Annotated in this window: 16 protein-coding genes; 8 read left to right on the top strand and 8 right to left on the bottom strand. The window is 62.5% G+C overall.

Annotation, left to right across the window (positions count from 1 at the left end; all coding sequences use genetic code 11):
* Positions 1-90: 90 nt before the first annotated feature.
* From AC1MEK_RS25840 to glnT, 4 genes are all read right to left on the bottom strand, one after another.
* Positions 91-1,413 (bottom strand): FMN-binding glutamate synthase family protein, encoded by a 1,323-nt coding sequence (locus tag AC1MEK_RS25840; protein ID WP_480399081.1) that lies wholly within the window; start codon positions 1,411-1,413, stop codon positions 91-93.
* Positions 1,414-1,428: 15 nt separating this feature from the next.
* Positions 1,429-2,112, bottom strand: coding sequence for a protein glxC (locus AC1MEK_RS25845; RefSeq protein ID WP_480399082.1), 684 nt, complete (start codon positions 2,110-2,112; stop codon positions 1,429-1,431).
* A gap of 11 nt (positions 2,113-2,123) precedes the next feature.
* Entirely contained in the window at positions 2,124-3,029 is a 906-nt protein-coding gene (locus AC1MEK_RS25850; protein ID WP_480399083.1) for a class II glutamine amidotransferase, read from the bottom strand.
* 72 nt (positions 3,030-3,101) lie between these two features.
* Positions 3,102-4,436, bottom strand: a complete 1,335-nt coding sequence (glnT, locus tag AC1MEK_RS25855; protein ID WP_480399084.1) for a type III glutamate--ammonia ligase — start codon at positions 4,434-4,436, stop codon at positions 3,102-3,104.
* 288 nt (positions 4,437-4,724) lie between these two features.
* On the opposite strand from glnT, the gene AC1MEK_RS25860 reads away from it, so the two are divergent.
* From AC1MEK_RS25860 to AC1MEK_RS25895, 8 genes are all read left to right on the top strand, one after another.
* Positions 4,725-5,324, top strand: a complete 600-nt coding sequence (locus AC1MEK_RS25860; protein WP_480399085.1) for a helix-turn-helix domain-containing protein — start codon at positions 4,725-4,727, stop codon at positions 5,322-5,324.
* 1,050 nt (positions 5,325-6,374) lie between these two features.
* Positions 6,375-7,241: a formyltetrahydrofolate deformylase gene (gene purU / locus AC1MEK_RS25865; protein ID WP_480399086.1), complete on the top strand. Its 867-nt coding sequence runs from the start codon at positions 6,375-6,377 to the stop codon at positions 7,239-7,241.
* Complete coding sequence (gene folD / locus AC1MEK_RS25870; protein ID WP_480399087.1) at positions 7,238-8,140, top strand: bifunctional methylenetetrahydrofolate dehydrogenase/methenyltetrahydrofolate cyclohydrolase FolD; 903 nt, start codon at positions 7,238-7,240, stop codon at positions 8,138-8,140. Before purU ends, folD begins: the two co-directional genes overlap by 4 nt.
* The gene (locus AC1MEK_RS25875) at positions 8,122-9,363 is read left to right on the top strand and encodes an FAD-dependent oxidoreductase (protein WP_480399088.1); all 1,242 of its coding nucleotides are present in this window, start codon (positions 8,122-8,124) and stop codon (positions 9,361-9,363) included. Before folD ends, AC1MEK_RS25875 begins: the two co-directional genes overlap by 19 nt.
* 13 nt (positions 9,364-9,376) lie before the next feature.
* Positions 9,377-9,673, top strand: a complete 297-nt coding sequence (locus AC1MEK_RS25880; RefSeq protein WP_480399089.1) for a sarcosine oxidase subunit delta — start codon at positions 9,377-9,379, stop codon at positions 9,671-9,673.
* Positions 9,670-12,567, top strand: coding sequence for a 2Fe-2S iron-sulfur cluster-binding protein (locus AC1MEK_RS25885; protein WP_480399090.1), 2,898 nt, complete (start codon positions 9,670-9,672; stop codon positions 12,565-12,567). Before AC1MEK_RS25880 ends, AC1MEK_RS25885 begins: the two co-directional genes overlap by 4 nt.
* Position 12,568: 1 nt before the next feature.
* The gene (locus tag AC1MEK_RS25890) at positions 12,569-13,144 is read left to right on the top strand and encodes a sarcosine oxidase subunit gamma (RefSeq protein WP_480399091.1); all 576 of its coding nucleotides are present in this window, start codon (positions 12,569-12,571) and stop codon (positions 13,142-13,144) included.
* 154 nt (positions 13,145-13,298) lie between these two features.
* Positions 13,299-14,087 (top strand): IclR family transcriptional regulator, encoded by a 789-nt coding sequence (locus AC1MEK_RS25895; protein ID WP_480399092.1) that lies wholly within the window; start codon positions 13,299-13,301, stop codon positions 14,085-14,087.
* Between the two features lie 141 nt (positions 14,088-14,228).
* On the opposite strand, the gene AC1MEK_RS25900 is transcribed toward AC1MEK_RS25895, so the two are convergent.
* The 4 genes from AC1MEK_RS25900 to AC1MEK_RS25915 all read right to left on the bottom strand — a co-directional run bounded on the left by AC1MEK_RS25900 (position 14,229) and on the right by AC1MEK_RS25915 (position 17,890).
* Positions 14,229-15,032, bottom strand: a complete 804-nt coding sequence (locus AC1MEK_RS25900; RefSeq protein ID WP_480399093.1) for an isocitrate lyase/PEP mutase family protein — start codon at positions 15,030-15,032, stop codon at positions 14,229-14,231.
* A 43-nt stretch (positions 15,033-15,075) separates the two neighbouring features.
* Positions 15,076-15,597, bottom strand: a complete 522-nt coding sequence (locus tag AC1MEK_RS25905) for a methylated-DNA--[protein]-cysteine S-methyltransferase (RefSeq protein ID WP_480399094.1) — start codon at positions 15,595-15,597, stop codon at positions 15,076-15,078.
* Positions 15,598-15,859: 262 nt separating this feature from the next.
* Positions 15,860-16,540 (bottom strand): hypothetical protein, encoded by a 681-nt coding sequence (locus AC1MEK_RS25910; protein WP_480399095.1) that lies wholly within the window; start codon positions 16,538-16,540, stop codon positions 15,860-15,862.
* A 216-nt stretch (positions 16,541-16,756) separates the two neighbouring features.
* Positions 16,757-17,890 carry an MFS transporter gene (locus tag AC1MEK_RS25915; protein ID WP_480399096.1) on the bottom strand — a complete coding sequence of 378 codons (1,134 nt, stop codon included), beginning with the start codon at positions 17,888-17,890 and terminating at the stop codon, positions 16,757-16,759.
* Positions 17,891-18,120: the final 230 nt, after the last annotated feature.

Raw genomic sequence — 18,120 nt, forward strand, 5'->3', positions numbered from 1 at the left:
TGGTACAGACACACCGTATTCGCGAGCAAGCTCACTCCTACAGGAGGCGGTTTCGCCAGGAATATCTGGTGAAACCTCATTAGCTTTTATTCAGTACTGCTGCCCCGGAATCCACGAAGTCCCGGCCAGCGGCACCCGGGCCATGGCGGCGGATTCCACGGTCAAGGCCACCAGATCCTCAGGGTCGAGGTTATGCAGGTGAGACTTGCCGCAAGCACGGGCCATGGTCTGCGCTTCGAGCACCAATACACGCAAATAGTTGGCCAACCTGCGCCCGCCCTCGACCGGATCCAGGCGTTTGGACAATTCCGGGTCCTGAGTCGTGATGCCCGCAGGATCGCGACCGTTCTGCCAGTCGTCATAGAAACCAGCCGCCGAACCGATCTTTTTCAGCTCGTCATCCAGACGCGGATGGTTGTCGCCCAGGGCGATCAGCGCCGCCGTGCCGATCGCCACCGCGTCAGCGCCCAGCGCCATGGCCTTGGCCACGTCGGCGCCGTTGCGGATGCCGCCGGAGACGATCAACTGCACCTTGCGGTGCATACCCATTTCCTGAAGGGCCTGAACCGCCTGGGGAATGGCCGGCAGAATCGGAATGCCGACGTGTTCGATGAACACTTCCTGGGTCGCTGCGGTGCCACCTTGCATGCCGTCGAGCACAATCACATCGGCACCGGCCTTAACGGCCAGCTTGACGTCGTAGTAAGGGCGGCTGGCGCCGATTTTCACGTAGATCGGTTTTTCCCAGTCCGTGATCTCGCGGATTTCAGCGATCTTGATCGCCAGGTCATCCGGGCCGGTCCAGTCCGGGTGACGGCAGGCCGAACGCTGATCTACACCAATCGGCAAGGTGCGCATGCCGGCCACGCGCTCGGTCACCTTCATGCCCAGCAGCATGCCGCCGCCACCGGGTTTGGCGCCCTGCCCCAGCACGATCTCGATGGCGTCGGCCTTGCGCAGGTCGTCCGGGTTCATGCCGTAGCGTGACGGCAGGTACTGATACACCAGGTGCTGCGACTGACCGCGCTCCTCCGGGGTCATGCCGCCGTCACCGGTGGTGGTGCTGGTGCCGGCGATGGTCGCGCCACGGCCCAGCGCCTCTTTGGCATTGGCCGACAGCGCGCCGAAGCTCATCCCGGCGATGGTCACCGGAATCTTCAGGTGGATCGGCTTCTTGGCGAAGCGGTTGCCGAGCACCACATCGGTGCCGCATTTCTCGCGATAGCCTTCCAGCGGATAACGCGAGACGCTGGCGCCGAGCAGCAGCAAGTCATCGAAATGCGGCAGCTTGCGCTTGGTGCCGCCGCCGCGAATGTCATAGATGCCGGTCTCGGCGGCGCGCTGGATTTCCTGAATGGCCAGGCGGTCGAAAGTGGCCGATTCGCGCAGGACGGGGGTTTGTTTTTCGCTCATGGAAAATGCTCCTGATCAGTACGCGCTGGCGTTGTCGACTTTGAAGTTGTACAGCTGGCGGGCCGAGCCGTAGCGTTTGAAATCGCTGGCTTTTTCGTTGAAACCGGCCTTGTTCAGCAGCGCCTGCAGCTCTTCGATGTGCTCAGGACGCATCTCTTTTTCGATGCAGTCCGAACCCAGCGACTCGACCTTGCCCTTGACGAAGATCTTCGTTTCATAGAGCGAATCGCCCAGCGCATCGCCGGCGTCGCCGCACACCACCAGGCGCCCGGCCTGGCCCATGAAGCAGCTCATGTGGCCGATGCTGCCGCCGACCACGATGTCGATGCCTTTCATTGAGATGCCGCAACGGGCCCCGGCGTCGCCTTCGATCACCAGCAAGCCGCCGTGGGCCGTGGCGCCTGCCGCCTGCGAGGCGCTGCCTTTGACGCGGACGTAGCCGGACATCATGTTCTCGGCGCAGCCCACGCCGACGTTGCCGTGCACGGTGATCGAGGCTTTCTGGTTCATCCCCGCGCAGTAGTAACCGGCGTGCCCTTGAATATCGACGGACACCGCTTCGTTGACGCCGACGGCCAGGTTGTGGGCGCCGTTGGGATGGGTGACCACCCACTCGCGGTCTTCGAGCTGTTTGACTTGATCGTGTAGCGCCTGGTTAAGGTCACGCACGCTGGCAGTGGAAAGATCGATGGTTTTCATGTGCGTGCTCCTTAAGCCGACTCGCGTTCCCAGATGTACATCGTCGCGGGAACGGGTTCCCAGACCTTGGCTTTCTCGATGCCCGGCAGGCTCGACAGCGCCTGATATTCCGAGGCCATGGCGACGTAGTCGTCGGTCTCGGCCAGGATCGCCGGCTTGCAGGCAATCGGGTCGCGGATCACCGCAAAGCCGTTGCGCGTGCCGATGGCAAAGGTGAAGAAGCCGTCGAGGTCTTCCAGTGACTTGTCCAGCGCGGTCTTCAGCGAGTCGCCTTGCTGCAGGCGCCAGGTCAGGTAACCGGCGGCCACTTCAGTGTCGTTCTCAGTATCGAAATGAATGCCCTCGCGGCGCAGTTCCTGACGCAGACGGAAGTGGTTCGACAGCGAGCCGTTGTGCACCAGGCACAGGTCGGCGCCGGTGGAAAACGGGTGGCTGCCTTCCATGGTCACCGCGCTCTCGGTGGCCATGCGGGTGTGGCCGATGATGTGGCTGCCCTTCATGGAGCCCAGGCCGAAGCGCTCGGAAATTTCTTTCGGCAGGCCCATGCCCTTGAGGATTTCAATGCTCTTGCCCGCGCTCATGATGCGCACGGTCGGCGCCAGTTCGCCCAGTGCGGCGCGCACCAGGGCTTCGTCCGCCTTGATTTTCAAAACGATGGCGCTGGCGTTCTGAAACCAGTCCAGCGGCGCTGCGAGTTTGCCTTCGAGTGCACCGATCAGCACCTTGAAGTCATAGCCTTCGGTGGTGGCCTGCAGGGTCAGCTTGACCCAGCCATCGCTCACTTCATCGCCATAGATGGCAAAACCGGCGCTGTCCGGGCCACGGTCGGTCATGGCTTCGAGCATCGGCTCGAAGAGCTTGCCGAGCTGGGGTTCCAGCGCCGGATTCTTGAGGTATAAACCCACGATTCCACACATATTCATAACTCCTGGGCAGACGACGCCCAACCCATTGGCCGGGCGTCAGAAACGGTTGATCAACGCGAAAAATCAGAAGAATTCGGTGTAACGCTGGATTTCCCAGTCGCTCACATGACGGCTGTACTCCACCCACTCCATGCGCTTGAGGCGGATGAACTCGCCGACGATTTCGTTGCCCAGCACTTCGGCGAACAGCGGGTCGGCTTCCAGGGCGTCGCAAGCTTCCTTGAGCGACTGCGGCAAGGTCTTGATGCCACGGGCGGCGATCTCTTCAAGGCTCAGCTTGTAGAGGTTCTCGTTGCACACGGTGTCGATTTCCAGCTTGCGGTCGATGCCGTCCAGGCCTGCGGCGATGATCGCCGCCGTGACCAGATACGGGTTGCAACCGGCGTCCGGCAGGCGGAACTCCAGGCGGCCGTAGGGCACGCGGACCATGGCCGAGCGGTTGTTGGCCCCGAAGGCAATGAAGGCTGGCGCCCAGGTCGCGCCCGACAAGGAGTTGCCCACGACCAGCCGCTTGTAAGAGTTGACGGTGGGCGCTGCGAACGCGCACAGCGCCGGGCCATGGGCGAGCAAGCCTGCGGCGAAGTGATAGGCCAGTTTCGACAGGCCCATGCCGCTTGGATCACTGGCATCGTGGAACAGGTTCTTGTTGGTGGCGCTGCTGATCGACAGGTGAAAGTGCATGCCGTTGCCCGCGCGTTTCGGATCGGGTTTGGGCATGAACGAGCAGATCATGCCCATGTCGTTGGCGATCTCGCCGGCCGCCATGCGGAAGAAGGTGAAACGGTCCGCCGACTCCATCGCATCGCTGTAGGTGTAATTGATCTCGAACTGGCCGTTGGCGTCTTCGTGGTCGATCTGATAAATGTCGAAGCCCACCGGCTGCAGCGCCTCGGTCAAGCGCTCGAGGAACTCCCGGGAGCGCGAAAGGCCCTTGTAGTCGTAGCACGGCTTGTCCAGCGCATCGCTGGCGTCGACCAGCTGCAATGCACCTGCGCCATCGCGCTTGAACAGGCTGAATTCGGGCTCAAGGCCGGTGTTCAGGGTCCAGCCACGGTCGCTCAGGCGCTCGACCTGCTTTTGCAGCACGTAGCGGCTGTCGTAGGGCCAGGGTTTGCCTTCGACATGGCCGATGCACACCACGCGGCCGTAGCCTTTCTGCCAAGGCACCGGGGTCAGCGACGACAGATCGCCCTTGGCCATGAAGTCCGGCCCATGGGGTTCCATGCCCATGCCGCAGATGGCGAACCCGGCGAAGCCCGCGCCATCTTCGGCGACCATTTCCAGACCCGAAACCGGAACCGATTTGGTCTTGGACGAACCGTGGATATCGACGAACTGAGCCAGCACGTACTTGATCCCGTGCTCCTCGATCAGCCGCTGTGTTTCGGGTGGCAACATGTGCGTTCACTCCTGGCAATGGGCAAAACGTTGAGGTGAAGAACCGCAGTTTTGCTTCCTGATCCGTACTTATTCCAATCAGGAAACTTACTTTCCCATCAGGAATGCAAGCGCCTTGCCAGTTTGGTATGCCAGCCCGGGATTTTCGTGAAACGGGAAATTGCGCTGTATATATGGGAAACTCGTTTTCACCTCGGGAATAATCCGCCGCCGACCGAACAGCCGAAGCCCGAATCGCACATTCCTGGTGCGAATTTAAAGTTATTGAACGGAAACCGTGCAAAGCCGATGACTGAAGAACAGACCCCCAAGTTGAAGCTCGAGCAGTACCTGGGCATCCAGATCAAGCGCCAGCGCCAGGCGCAGGAATTGAAACTGGCCGATGTCGCGCGCATCGCCGGGATCAGCCAGGGCATGTTGAGCAAGATCGAAAACGCCCAGGTCTCCACCAGCCTGGATAACCTCAGCCGCCTGTGCGACGTGCTGGGCATGCCTATGTCCAAGCTGTTCAGCCAGTACGACCAGCAAGGCGGCAGCGCGCTGCTGGTCAAGCGCGACGAGGGGCTGGAGGTGGTGCGGCGCGGCACGGAGAAGGGTCACACCTATCACCTGCTCAATCACAGCCGCGGGCCGAAGAAGAGTTTCGAGGCGTACATGGTGACGATGGATGACGCCAGCGAGGAGTTCCCGACGTTTTCCCATCCGGGCACCGAGTTTCTGCATCTGCTCGAGGGTGAGCTGGTGTATCGGCATGGCAATCAGCTCTATCGCATGGAGGCTGGGGACAGTCTGACGTTCGATGGCGATATTCCCCATGGGCCGGAGGAGTTGGTGCAGGTGCCGATCCGGTTGTTGTCGGTGATGAACTATGGGGCGTCGGGGGAATGACTTGTGCCGCTGCGCGGGTGGTTTTGTGGGGTGTCATTCGATCCGCGCCGGTCGTTCCAGCCGGCGCGGATCTGTAGGAGCGCAGCTTGCTCGCGATCTGACGCGCAGCGACAGAAAAACCGTCGAATGCGGTGCGTCTGATACGATTCGATTGTTCTTTCGATTTGCCTCCGGCGGGTCACTTTCGAAAAGCGCGAAAGTAACCAAAGCGCTTTTGCTCCTGGTTTGGCCCCTCCTTCGTCGGGGTCCCTTCACTCCGGCCTCGCTCCGTGGGCCCGGCGCGAATGGGCCATCCATGGCCCCGCGCCTCGCGCGGCATCCTGCCGCTTGACCCACTGCGCGAGACCTCCGTTCAGCCTGCACCCAAGTCGCGATTTGTGTCGCCTGGGAAATTTGCACATGAAGATCTAAAGCCAGATCAAAAGCGATTGAACGCCCCCCGCCCCGTAGCAGCCGGGCTTGCCCGCGGGTCGCCCTCAAGATCGCCCCGCCGGCAAGCCGCGCTGCTACGGTCGGGGTTCACCCTTGATTTTGCTTTTTGCTTTTTGCTTTTCGCTTTTCGCTTTTCGCTTTTCTGCCGAATTGAATCCAACGGTGAGGTCGGGCCCCGTCCCAGGAGGCCGAATGGAGGCGTTGCGTAGTGGGCTGCTGGGCATGGATGCCCAGCAAGCCGCTGTGGGCCATGGATGGCCCATTTGCGGCGTGCCCACGGAGCAATGCCGGAATGAGGGCAGTCCGAGCCTAGGCGAGGACCCGTATGGCGGGAAAAAAGCGCTTTGGTTACTTTCGCGCTTTTCGAAAGTGACCCGCCGGAGGCAAATCGGGAGAACAACCTCGCTTTAACAGGCTGACCACGTCCTTGCCCCACCTAGATATTTCCCACCAGTTAAAAAACTTTCCAAAAACTTCTAGACGCCCCCTCCCCCTTTCGCCTATAAAACAGCCTTCGCGAATATTTAATTCCTGACAGGAATTTTTATTCATCCCTGAAAAATTCGTTCACCCGCCAATCTCCGCCGTGCGCTGCCGCCACCTTCCAGAGGACATGCCATGCAACACGAAAAGAATCACTTCATTCTCAAGATCAGCTGTCCGGCGACCTCCGGCATTGTTGCGGCGGTGACTTCGTACCTGGCCAGCAACGGCTGCTACATCGGCGAAATGGCGCAGTTCGACGATGACTTCAGCGGCAAATTCTTCATGCGCGCGGTGTTCCGCTTCAACGACGGTCACGACGGCGACATCGCGCAGATCAAGGCCGGTTTCGACCAAGTCGCCAACGCCTTCGACATGCAGTGGGAACTGCACGACACCCGCCAGCCCATGCGCGTTCTGCTGATGGTCAGCAAGTTCGACCACTGCCTCACCGACCTGCTCTACCGCCACCACAAGGGCGAAATGGACATGACCATCACCGCCATCGTCTCCAATCACCTCGACTTGCGACCGATGGCCGAGCGCGAGGGCATCCGTTTCATTTACCTGCCGGTGACCAAGGACACCAAGGCCCAGCAGGAAGCCGCGCTGATGAAGGTCGTCGATGAGACCGGTACCGATCTGGTGGTGCTCGCCCGCTACATGCAGATCCTCTCGGACGATCTGTGCAAGCAACTCTCGGGCCGTGCGATCAACATCCACCATTCGTTCCTGCCCGGCTTCAAGGGCGCCAAGCCGTACCACCAGGCCTACGAGCGCGGCGTGAAGCTGATCGGTGCCACCGCTCACTACGTCACCAGCGATCTGGACGAAGGCCCGATCATCGAGCAGGAAGTGCAGCGCGTGGATCACGCGTACCTGCCGGACGATCTGGTCGCCACCGGCCGCGACACCGAAACCGTGGCCCTGTCCAAGGCGGTGAAATACCACCTGGAACACCGCGTCTTCCTCAACAACGACAGAACGGTGATCTTCCGGTGAACACGTCAAAAGTGATCGACGGCAAGGCCGCTGCCGCCCGGGTGCTGGCGCAGGTCAAGGCCGATGTGCAAAGCCTCAAGCGCGACGGCATTGAACCGGCGCTGGCGGTGATTCTGGTGGGGCAGGACCCGGCCAGTCAGGTGTATGTGCGCAACAAGATCCTGCGCGCCGAAGAGGCCGGAATCCGTTCGCTGGAGTACCGGCTGGACAGCGACACTCGCGAAGCGGATCTGCTCGAACTGATTGGCGTGCTCAACGAAGACGCCAGCGTCAACGGCATCCTCCTGCAACTGCCGCTGCCCGCCCATATCGAGGAAACCCGCGCGCTGCAGGCCATCGCGCCGGGCAAGGACGTGGATGGCTTTCACAGCGAAAACGTCGGCGGCCTGAGCCAGGGCCGCGAGGTGTTGACGCCCTGCACGCCCAGCGGCTGCATGCGCTTGCTCGAAGACGCCTGCGGTGATTTGAGTGGCAAACATGCGGTGGTCATCGGCCGTTCGAACATCGTTGGCAAACCCATGGCCGCCCTGCTGCTCAAGGCTCACTGCTCGGTGACCGTGGTGCATTCGCGCAGTGTCGACGCCAAGGCCCTGTGCCGCCAGGCCGACATCGTGGTTGCCGCCGTCGGCCGGCCGAAGATGATTGACGCCAGTTGGCTCAAACCTGGCGCGGTGGTGATCGATGTCGGCATCAACCGCATTGACGAAGACGGCCGCAGCCGCCTGGTCGGCGATGTGGATTTTGCCAGCGCCCTGCCTCAGGTTTCGGCCATCACGCCAGTGCCCGGCGGCGTCGGCCCGATGACCATCGCTTTCTTGATGAAAAACACCGTCACCGCAGCCCTCAACCAAGCCCAGGTTCGCAGCCATTCGGAGGCCTCATGCCTTTCAATCTCTTGAAGTACGGGCTCAGCTCGGAATACCCGGTCGAGGTCGACCTGCCGGCGCCCAAGGAGCTCAAGCCTTCCTACGACGTGGTGATCATCGGCGGTGGCGGTCATGGCCTGGCCACCGCCTATTACCTGTCGAAGTACCACGGCATCACCAATATCGCGGTGCTGGAGAAAGGTTATCTGGGTGGCGGCAACACCGCGCGCAACACCGCGGTGATCCGCTCCAATTACCTGACCAGCGAGGGCGTACGCTTTTATGCGGAATCGGTGCGGATGTTCGAAGGGCTGTCCAACGAGTTCGACTTCAACATCATGTATTCCCACCGCGGCCAGCTGACCCTGGCCCACACCGACGCCACCGTGCGTTCGTTTCGCCAGCGCGCCGAGGTCAACAAGCACTTCGGCGGCCGCACCGAGATGATCGACCGCCAGCAGATCCGCGAGCTGGTGCCGACCCTCAACCTCGACCCCGGCCACCTACCGGTGCTCGCCGGGCTCTGGCACATCGACGGCGCCACTGCGCGCCATGACGCGGTGGCTTGGGGTTATGCCAAACAGGCAGCCAAGCGCGGCGTGGAAATCCACCAGCTCACCGAAGTGCAGGAGCTGGTGATCGAAAACGGCAGCATCACGGCGGTCAAGACCAATCGCGGCACCATCAAATGCGGCTGCGCGGTGCAAGCCGTGGCAGGCATGAGTTCGCAACTGATGAAAAAGGCCGGGATCCGCTCGCCGATCCAGACCTTCCCGCTGCAAGCCATGGTCACCCAGCCGTTCAAGCCGTTCCTCGACCCGCTGGTGAGTTCTTCCGCCCTGCATTGCTACGTGCAACAGACCAGCCGTGGCGAAGTGGTGTTCGGTGGCGGCTCCGATCCGTACCCGCTGTTCAACACCCGCTCCACCCTGGATTTGAAGGAAAGCCTGCTGGCCCACGCCATCGAGATGTTCCCGTTCCTGGCCAACGCCAAGTTGATGCGCCAGTGGGCCGGGATCACCGACATGACGCCGGACTACAGCCCGATCATGGGCCTGTCGCCGGTGAAGAATTACTACCTGGACGCCGGCTGGGGTACCTGGGGCTTCAAGGCCACGCCGATCTGCGGCAAGACCATGGCGGAACTTGTGGCCAGCGGCGGCAAGGTGCCGGAGCTGATCAAGCCATTTGGTCTGGAGCGTTTCTCGACCTTCCAGCAAGTCAACGAAATGGGCGCCACGGCGGCCAGCCACTGACGGAGCGGCAACTATGAAAGTCATGAATTGCCCGCTCAACGGGCCACGCAACATCAGCGAGTTCACCTACGGCGGCGAGTTCAAGCAGATGCCCGATCCGCAGACCTGCAGCGACGCCGAGTGGGCCGACTACGTGTTCAACAGCGAAGACACCCTCGGCGTGGTCCGCGAATGGTGGATGCACAACCCGTCCAGCTACTGGTTCATGGCCGAGCGCCACACCGGCAGCGATGAAATCCTGCGCACCTTCGACCCCAAAGAGCTGTTCACCACCCGCGTTGAATTCACCGCCAAGGAGACCGCGCAATGAGCCGTCTACCCGCTCCCATGGGCCTGCTGATCGACCGCAACCAGCCGCTTGCCTTCAGCTTCGACGGCAAGCCCTATCAGGGTTTCGCCGGCGACAGCATCGCCAGCGCCCTGCTCGCCAACGGCCGATTCCTGCTGTCGCGCTCGTTCAAGTACCACCGCCCGCGCGGCCCGCTGACCATGGCCGGACAGGACGCCAACACTCTGGTGCAGTTGCCCCACGAGCCCAACGTACTGGCCGATACGCACCTGCTGGAAAGCGGCGTGCAGGTCACCGGGCAGAACTTCAACGGCTCGCTGGACAACGACAAGGACGCCTACCTGGGCAAGTTCTCCAAGTTCATGCCGGTGGGCTTCTATTACCGCGCCTTCTATAAACCCAAGGGCGCCTGGAAGCTGTGGGAGCCGATGATCCGCAAGAAGGCCGGGCTGGGCGTGCTGGATCTGAAATTCCAGCCCGAGTACTACGACAAGGCCTATCTGTTCGCCGACCTGGCCGTGGTCGGCGCAGGCCCGGCCGGCTTGCAAGCCGCGCTGACCGCCGCCAACGCCGGGGCCAAGGTGTTGCTGATCGAACAGCAGCCGATTCTCGGTGGCTCGCTCACCTACGCTCGCTTCGACGTGGAAGGCGTTCGCGCTGATGTGTTGCGCCAGCAACTGGTCGAGGCCGTCGAGGGCCACGCCAATATCCAGATCCTGAAAAAAGCCACCTGCAACGCCTGGTTCACCGACAACTACCTGCCGGTGATTCAGGGCAAGCGCATGTACAAGGTGCGCGCCACGCAGTGCCTGATCGCCAGCGGCGCATTCGACCAGCCGGTGATCTTCCGCAACAACGACCTGCCCGGCGTGATGCTGAGCAGCGCCGCCCAACGCCTGATGAAACTGTACGCGGTCAAGCCGGGCAAGCGCGCCGTGGTACTGACCGGCAACGATGACGGCTATCTGGCGGCGCTGGACCTGCACGATCAGGGCGTCGAGGTCGCTGCGCTGGTGGATATGCGTTCAGGCCCCGCCGACCGCGCCTTGCTGCTGGCGCTGGAGAAACGCGGCATCGTCTGCCACTTGGGCAGCACCGTGTACGAAGCGCTGCACGAAAAAGGCATGCGCCATGTCAGCGGCGTCGATGTGCGCAAGATCACCGGCCAAGGCCAGGTGGCGAGCAGCGGCATGACCCTGGATTGCGATCTGCTGTGCATGTCCGGCGGCTACATGCCGGTTTATCAGTTGCTGTGTCAGGCCGGTGGCAAGCTGGCCTATGACGACCAGAGCGCGCAGTTCACACTGAGCGGGTTGCCGAAAAACCTCGGCGTTATGGGCTCGGCGAACGGGTATCACGGGCTGGACAACGTGCTGGCCGACGCCACCCACCACGCGGCCGAAGTGGTGGTTGCCCTGGGGCTGGAACTCACCGCCAAGCCGTTGCCGATGCGCAGCGAAGCCCAGGTCAATTTCCCCTGGCCGATCTTCCCGCACCCCAAGGGCAAGGATTTCGTCGACTTCGACGAAGACCTGCAAGTGCGCGACATCATCAACGCGACGAAGATCGGCTACCGCGACGTGCAACTGGTCAAGCGCTACTCCACCGTCGGCATGGGGCCGTCCCAGGGGCGCCATTCGGCCCTGCCCACCGCGCGGCTGGTGGCGTCATCGACCCAGCGCAGCGTCAGTGAAACCGGCGTCACCACGGCGCGCCCGCCGTTCGAGGCCGAAAAACTGGCCCACGTCGCCGGCCGCGCCTTCGATCCGTACCGGCAGACGCCGATGCACCGTCGCCATCTGGACGCAGGCGCCAAGATGATGCCCGCCGGCATCTGGCAACGCCCGGCCTACTACGGCAAATCCAGCGAACGGGACAAATGCATGCAGGCTGAAGCCGCGCACGTGCGCAACAAGGTCGGCATCATCGACGTCTCTACCCTTGGCGGTCTGGACGTACGCGGCCCGGACGCCGCCGAGCTGCTCAACCGCATGTACACCTTCGCCTTTCTCAAGCAGCCGGTGGGCCGCTCGCGCTATGCGCTGATGACCAACGAGCACGGCGTGGTGATCGACGACGGTGTCTGTGCGCGTTTCGCTGAAAACCATTTCTACGTCACCGCCACCACCAGCGGCGTGGATCGCATCTATCAGCAGATGCTCAAGTGGAACGCCCAGTGGCGCCTGGACGTCGACATCGCCAACGTCACGGCGGCGATTGCGGCGGTCAACGTGGCCGGGCCGGATTCGCGCAAGGTGCTGAAAAAGCTCTGCGCGGATCTTGACCTGTCCGCCGAAGGTTTTCCTTATCTGGCCGTGCGCCAGGGCACTGTGGCCGGAATCAAGGCGCGGCTGCTGCGAGTCGGCTTTGTCGGTGAACTGGGGTATGAAATCCACGTCCCGGCGCGCCACGCGCTGAAGCTGTGGGATGCGCTGATGGACGCGGGCAAGGACTTCGACATCCGCCCGTTCGGCGTCGAAACCCAGCGCCTGCTGCGTCTGGAAAAAGGCCACGTGATCATCAGCCAGGACACCGATGGCATGACCCATCCCGGCGAGATCGACATGGGTTGGGCGGTCAGTCGCAACAAGCCGTTCTTCGTCGGCCGCCGCTCGGTGGACATCCTCGAGGCACAACCGCAGAAGCGCAAACTGGTCGGCTTCACCCTGCCCAAGGCCAGCCCGCTACCGCTGGAGGGGCATCTGGTCCTGCAAGGCGCGGACATCAGCGGCAACGTGACCTCCTGCGAGTACTCGCAAACCCTGGATCGGATCATCGGCCTGGCGTACGCCGCCTTCGATCAGGCAACACCGGGGCAGCAGATTCCGATTCGCGTGGAGGACGGCGTAATCGTCCAGGCCACCGTGGTGAAACTGCCCTTCTTCGACCCCGAAAACCAGCGCCAGGAGCTCTGACATGTCCAGCCTCAATGCCGAACACCCGATCCAGAGCGCCCCGCTGCAACTGGGCGCCGTTGAACCCTGTGCCCTGCTGGACCTGACCAACCTGCCACGGGTCGGCTTTCGCGGCGCGCAGAGCGCCGAATACCTGCGCACGCGCGGTTTCAGCCTGCCCGATGCGCCCAACCGGGCACTGACCCAGAGCGACGGCAGCCATGTCGCGCGCCTGTCGCAGACCGAGTACTTGATCCTCGGCAGCCTGCAGGACCAGGGCGAACGCATCGCCGACGAGGAAGCACGCTGGGAACTGGACCACAGCGCCAACTACCTGCTGCCGCGTCAGGACAGCCACGCCTGGTTGCAGTTGAGCGGCGCGAGCATTACCCATGTCATGGCCAAGCTGTGCGGCGTCGATCTGCGTGCACAGGCCTTCCCGCCGGGCGCCGTGGCGCAGACGTCGGCGGCGCGGATCAACGTGATCGTGGTCAATGTCGGGGATGGCGTGCAGCCGCGCTTGCAGATCCTGTTCGACCGTGCGTCCCTCGAGTATTTCAAGGGCGCGGTGCTGGATGCGATGGCCGAGTTTGGCTAATGCCGCATTAATCCTTGTGGGAGCCGGCTTGCTGGCGAATGCAGGGGGTCATGCACCAACGCTTTGAATGACACACCGCATTCGTCGGAACGCCGCCCGCACCAAGCCGGCTCCCACAGGGACATTGCTGCGAAGGTGAGATTGGAGCCCCACCATGAACCTGCCTGAATCACCCGACAAGGAAACCGACTACAGCGTCCCGGCCCTGGCCCGGGGCCTGAGCGTGCTGGGCATGTTCAATGCCCGCACCCGCAGCCTGAGCATGCAGGAGATCGCGGCGAAACTGGGGGTCAGCACCTCGGCGGTCTATCGCATTCTGTTCACGCTGACCGACATGGGTTACCTGAACAAGCACAACACCCAGTACGAACTCGGTGCGCGGGTGATCAGTGACGGCTTCAGTTATCTGGCCAGCCGCGACATCGTCGAAGTGGCGATGCCGCATCTGAACGCGTTGCGCGATCGCACGTCGTTGTCCTGCCATCTGAGCATTCGCGAGCAGACCGACAGCCTGTACCTGTTCCGCGCCTTTGCCGCGCAACGGCTGTCGGTGAACATTCCGGTGGGCACGCGCATCGCCTGTCACTGCACCGCCATGGGCCGCATGCTGTTGACCGCACTGGACGACTCGCAACTGGGGGCGCTGTACCAGCACATTCGCCTGGACGACTACCCCACGCCCGCGCCACGCACTTTGCCAGAGTTGCAGGCGCTGATCGCAGGGGACCGGGAACGTGGCTGGGTGTTGCACCGCTCCGATTACTCGACCGCAATCGCCACCTCGATCCGCGATCACAACGGTCTGGTCAGTGCGGCGATCAATCTCTCGGGGCCCGATGCGGTGATGGACCCCGAAGGCGCGCGGGAGCGGTTTCTGGAGTTGTTGCTTGAGTGCAGCGCGAAGATCAGCGCGGATCTGGGGTATCGCGGGAACGAACGCTGAATCGTAGCAGCACGGCTTGCCGGCGGGGCGATGGACCGGACGCTACGATAGCGTCTGACAGAACGCTCCCGCGGGCAAGCCCGGCTGCTACGGGGGCCGGGTCGAATTCAAATCACACGAACGTAAAGGGGCGAGATGAACTCAATGCCCAAACAACGCCTGCACCTGGCTGTAGCCCATGCTGCTGTGGGTCACCGTATCGGACACGCCCTCTTGCAGAAACCCTCGCGCCAATTGCTCGGCCTGGCCCCAGAGGTTCAGCACCAGGCTTGACCCCGCGCTCAGGCGACGCACGCCCAGTTTCGCCAACTCATCGGCGGCAGGCAGGCCCGGCCGGGCCAGAACGTTGATCGGCAAACCGACGCCCTGGGCAATGGCCTGGATCGCCTGCAGATCCGTCACCGCCGCAACGAACAAACCATCGGCGCCAGCCTGCTGATACAGACGACCGCGCTTGAGGGTTTCTTCGAGGCGCAACTCTTCGCTCACCAGATTCGACAGGTACACGTCGGTGCGCGCATTGATGAACACATCCAGGCCGTTGCGCGCCGCCAGGTCCTTGATCGCCTCGATCTTGCGCGCCAGGAGTTCAGGCGCATCCACTCCGTCTTCCAGATTGATGCCCACCGCCCCGACGTCCAGCACCCGCTTGATGTTCTGCGCGACGGTGAGTGGCTCGTCGGAGTAGCCGTTTTCCATGTCTACCGACAATGGCACCGTGAGGACTCTGGCGATGCTCGCCGCCACATTGACCGCGACCTCCACCGGCAGCATGCCTTCATCGGCGTAACCCTGGCTCCAGGCAACGCCGGCGCTGGTGGTCGCGACCGCTTTCGCGCCCAGGCTCTCGACCAGCCGCGCGCTGCCAGCATCCCAGACATTGGGCAGGCGCAGAACCGTGGATTGGTGGTGCAGATCACGAAAGGTCTTGGCAGAGGCAGGCATGTTCATCTCCATTGAAAGTGCATGTGAGTGGTGGCGTCGCAGTCTAGAACAGGGAAGCCTGAGCCGCCTCTTTCGGCGCTGGCTCAAGACTGCCCTCCAGTGTCAGCAACAGCGCCTTGGCTTCAAGCCCGCCGGCAAATCCGGTGAGCGAGCCCGAGCGGCCAATCACCCGATGGCACGGCGCAACGATGGAAATCGGATTCTTGCCATTGGCAGCGCCCACCGCACGCACCGCGGCCGGGTTGCCGATCTGGGTGGCGATGTCGAGGTAGCTGCGGGTTTCGCCGAACGGAATGGTCAGCAGCGCCTGCCAGACCTTTTTCTGGAACTCGGTGCCATGAAAGTCCAGTTCCAGATCGAAGCGGTCACGGGTACCTGCGAAATATTCGGCCAGTTGCTGCTCGGCGCGGTCGAGGATTTCACTGTTTTGCGCCTCGGCCATGGGCCCGAGCAATATGCGATTGGGCCGCTCATGCTCCCAGAGAATGGCCGCCAGACGCGGCCCGTTGGCCACCAGCTTCAACTGGCCGACCGGGGAATCGATGAAGCGATACGTGAAAGTCATGACAGGGCTCCTGCGCTTGCAATGGGCCAATGGTACTCGCTGGGCAACTTGGGGCCATCCAGTTCTTGCGGTCAAATTCTGGACTGCCCCCTTTTACCTTTTTGGCCGGGGCTAGCTACTAACTCATGACGGCTAACGCGAAACCCGTAGCAGCACGGCTTGCCGGCGGGAGCGTCGTGTCAGGCAATGCAGTGGTGACTGTTGCACCGTCCCGCCGGCAAGCCGTGCTGCTACAAATGCATGCCCGACGCCGTAAGAAAAATCACGTCGGACACCCCACCGCCCCGCCATTGAGGTTCTGCTTGTAGTTCTCGTACTGCAGCGTGGCCTTGCCGTTGTTCCATTTGAGGGTCAGCACCAGCACCGAGTCGAAATCATCGCCGGTCCAGTCGTCGACCAGTTTGAGGCGCTTGCCAGAGGCTTCTTCGGCGACTTTGTTGATCAGCTCAGGCAGGTAGCCGTGGGACCAGGCTGTGTAGATCGTGGCGTCGTGGTATTTGTCGCGCATGAACTCGTCGGCCAGGTCGCTGGTATCGTTGGCGGCGAAGTCGATATTGACCGGCAGGCCCAGCTTGATGGCGCTTGGGCCAACCGTCATCAAAGGCCGCAGGTAGCTGTAGGAGTGGTCGCCCTCGCCCTCTTCCACATGCCGGCTGGGGTTGGCGGCGAAAATGAAGTCAGCCTTGCCGAAGGTGCTCGGCAAAACCGTGGACAAGTCGATCGCACGGTTCAGGCCCTGGCAGTTCAACTGCCCCAGGCCCATGGCCGGTTTTTCGGCGTGGCGCAAGAAAACCAGGGTCTGGGTGCCATTCTTGGGCTCGGCGTGCACGCCCTTGCCTACGGCGAACCAGAAGATGGCGGAGCAGACCAGCAGCGTCGGCAGGAAGACATAGGCGAAACGCTGGCGTGCCAGGGAAAAAACAGAGGATTTGAAGAAGGTCATGTCGGCCCGGAGTTCTGATGATGCGTGAGGGGCATGTGTGCCCTGTGCAACGTCCCTGTGAACTGGCGATCTGCTAGCGAGATGCAGGCTAGCGAAGCTTTATGTCCGTATGAAGAATGACCATCAGATGGGAAAACGCCTCAGAGGTTGCACGCAACCCCATGATTTACTGGATTAATCGCCCAACGGTATGTAAGAAAATGTATCCAGCGGCATTCAAGCCGCCAGCTCCCGCGGCTTGTAGCGGCTGCACACCAGCGCACTGACCACCACCGCCAGCCCCGCCAGGCTATACACCCAGTTCGGTGAGGCAATGGGCAGCAGCACACCAGCCAGCAGTGGCCCCACGCCTGCGCCGACATCGCGCCACACTGCATTGCCCGCAAGCGCCTGCACCCGTGCAGCGCCCGGGTTGCGCTCGGCCACCAGGGTGGTCACCAGTGGCAGTTGCAGGGCTCGCAGAATCAGCACCCCGCCCGCGCCGATGATCAGCCAGTGAAAGCCGAATGCGGTCAGCGCCAGGGTCGTCAGCGCGGAAAACACCACCAGCATACGCACAGCGCCATAGCTGGCCGCAGCGCGCCCGCCCAATGGGCTCAGAAGCATTTCCGAGGCATAACGCAGTGCCAGCAGCACACCGGCGATGAACACCGCGTTGCCGCCCAAAACCGACTGCGCCTGCAACGACAACCCAAAGATGAACAACCCGTCCAGCGCGACGCCCTCGATGAAAGACCACATCGCCACGCTGTCCGGCGCCTTGAAACGGCGGCCCGTGGCGCTGGGCATGGCGTGAGGAATGTTCGGCAGCCCTCTGGCAATGAACAGCGCCGCCAGGGAGAAAAGCGCCAGGATCAGAAAGATCACTCGCGGCCCGAAATGCAGGCTGATCAACGCGCCCAGCGGCAGCGCCAGCATCGGGCCGATGGCGATGATCGCCCGCGAGGTGCCTGATCGGCGGGCCGCGCCGCCGGGTTCGGAGGTGGCCAGCGCCTGGGTCGAGAGGTTCAGCGCGCCAAAGGTCAGGCCCCAGCCCAGGCGCAAGATCAGCAAACACCAGAAACCGGTGATGAACGAGTTGCCGAAGGCACAGAGCGCCGACACCGTGGCCGCCAGCATCACCGTCGGCCGGTCGCCGTAGCGGGCGTAGAAGCGCACCACATAGCTGTAGCCGAAGATCCGCACCAGACGGTTGGCCGCCAGCAGTATCCCGGCTTCGGCCAGGGTGATGCCGAAGGCGTCGGCGTTCATCGGCAGCAGCAGGTACAACAGGACGTCACTGGGCAAGCACAGGCTTAACACTGTCGCCGAACGGCGGGAGGCGGAATCGGCATCGCGGGCGGCAGTCATTCGCAGAAAGGTCCTGTAACACAAATGTCATTGCAGCATGCAGATCCAGCTGAGTTATAGCAACCGCCCAAGAACAACTCTTTCAATCGAGTCCAGTTCCGAGAGGGCGGTGCCTTCGAAATCGTCCCGCGGGCAAGCCCGGCTGCTACGGGATCAAGGCGTGCTGACAACTTCGCGTTTCCTCGCCCTGCGTAGCAGCACGGCTTGCCGGAGGGAGCGATCTTGAATAC

The sequence above is a fragment of the Pseudomonas sp. 2 genome (assembly GCF_056627435.1).

Excerpts from the sequence above, each read along its gene's own strand:
- AC1MEK_RS25905 (WP_480399094.1), bottom strand. The coding sequence starts at position 15,597 with ATGACTTTCACGTATCGCTTCATCGATTCCCCGGTCGGCCAGTTGAAG.
- AC1MEK_RS25845 (WP_480399082.1), bottom strand. The coding sequence starts at position 2,112 with ATGAAAACCATCGATCTTTCCACTGCCAGCGTGCGTGACCTTAACCAG.
- AC1MEK_RS25850 (WP_480399083.1), bottom strand. The coding sequence starts at position 3,029 with ATGTGTGGAATCGTGGGTTTATACCTCAAGAATCCGGCGCTGGAACCC.
- purU (WP_480399086.1), top strand. The coding sequence starts at position 6,375 with ATGCAACACGAAAAGAATCACTTCATTCTCAAGATCAGCTGTCCGGCG.
- AC1MEK_RS25885 (WP_480399090.1), top strand. The coding sequence starts at position 9,670 with ATGAGCCGTCTACCCGCTCCCATGGGCCTGCTGATCGACCGCAACCAG.
- glnT (WP_480399084.1), bottom strand. The coding sequence starts at position 4,436 with ATGTTGCCACCCGAAACACAGCGGCTGATCGAGGAGCACGGGATCAAG.
- AC1MEK_RS25875 (WP_480399088.1), top strand. The coding sequence starts at position 8,122 with ATGCCTTTCAATCTCTTGAAGTACGGGCTCAGCTCGGAATACCCGGTC.
- AC1MEK_RS25910 (WP_480399095.1), bottom strand. The coding sequence starts at position 16,540 with ATGACCTTCTTCAAATCCTCTGTTTTTTCCCTGGCACGCCAGCGTTTC.
- AC1MEK_RS25915 (WP_480399096.1), bottom strand. The coding sequence starts at position 17,890 with ATGACTGCCGCCCGCGATGCCGATTCCGCCTCCCGCCGTTCGGCGACA.
- AC1MEK_RS25840 (WP_480399081.1), bottom strand. The coding sequence starts at position 1,413 with ATGAGCGAAAAACAAACCCCCGTCCTGCGCGAATCGGCCACTTTCGAC.
- AC1MEK_RS25890 (WP_480399091.1), top strand. The coding sequence starts at position 12,569 with ATGTCCAGCCTCAATGCCGAACACCCGATCCAGAGCGCCCCGCTGCAA.
- AC1MEK_RS25895 (WP_480399092.1), top strand. The coding sequence starts at position 13,299 with ATGAACCTGCCTGAATCACCCGACAAGGAAACCGACTACAGCGTCCCG.
- AC1MEK_RS25860 (WP_480399085.1), top strand. The coding sequence starts at position 4,725 with ATGACTGAAGAACAGACCCCCAAGTTGAAGCTCGAGCAGTACCTGGGC.
- AC1MEK_RS25900 (WP_480399093.1), bottom strand. The coding sequence starts at position 15,032 with ATGCCTGCCTCTGCCAAGACCTTTCGTGATCTGCACCACCAATCCACG.
- AC1MEK_RS25880 (WP_480399089.1), top strand. The coding sequence starts at position 9,377 with ATGAAAGTCATGAATTGCCCGCTCAACGGGCCACGCAACATCAGCGAG.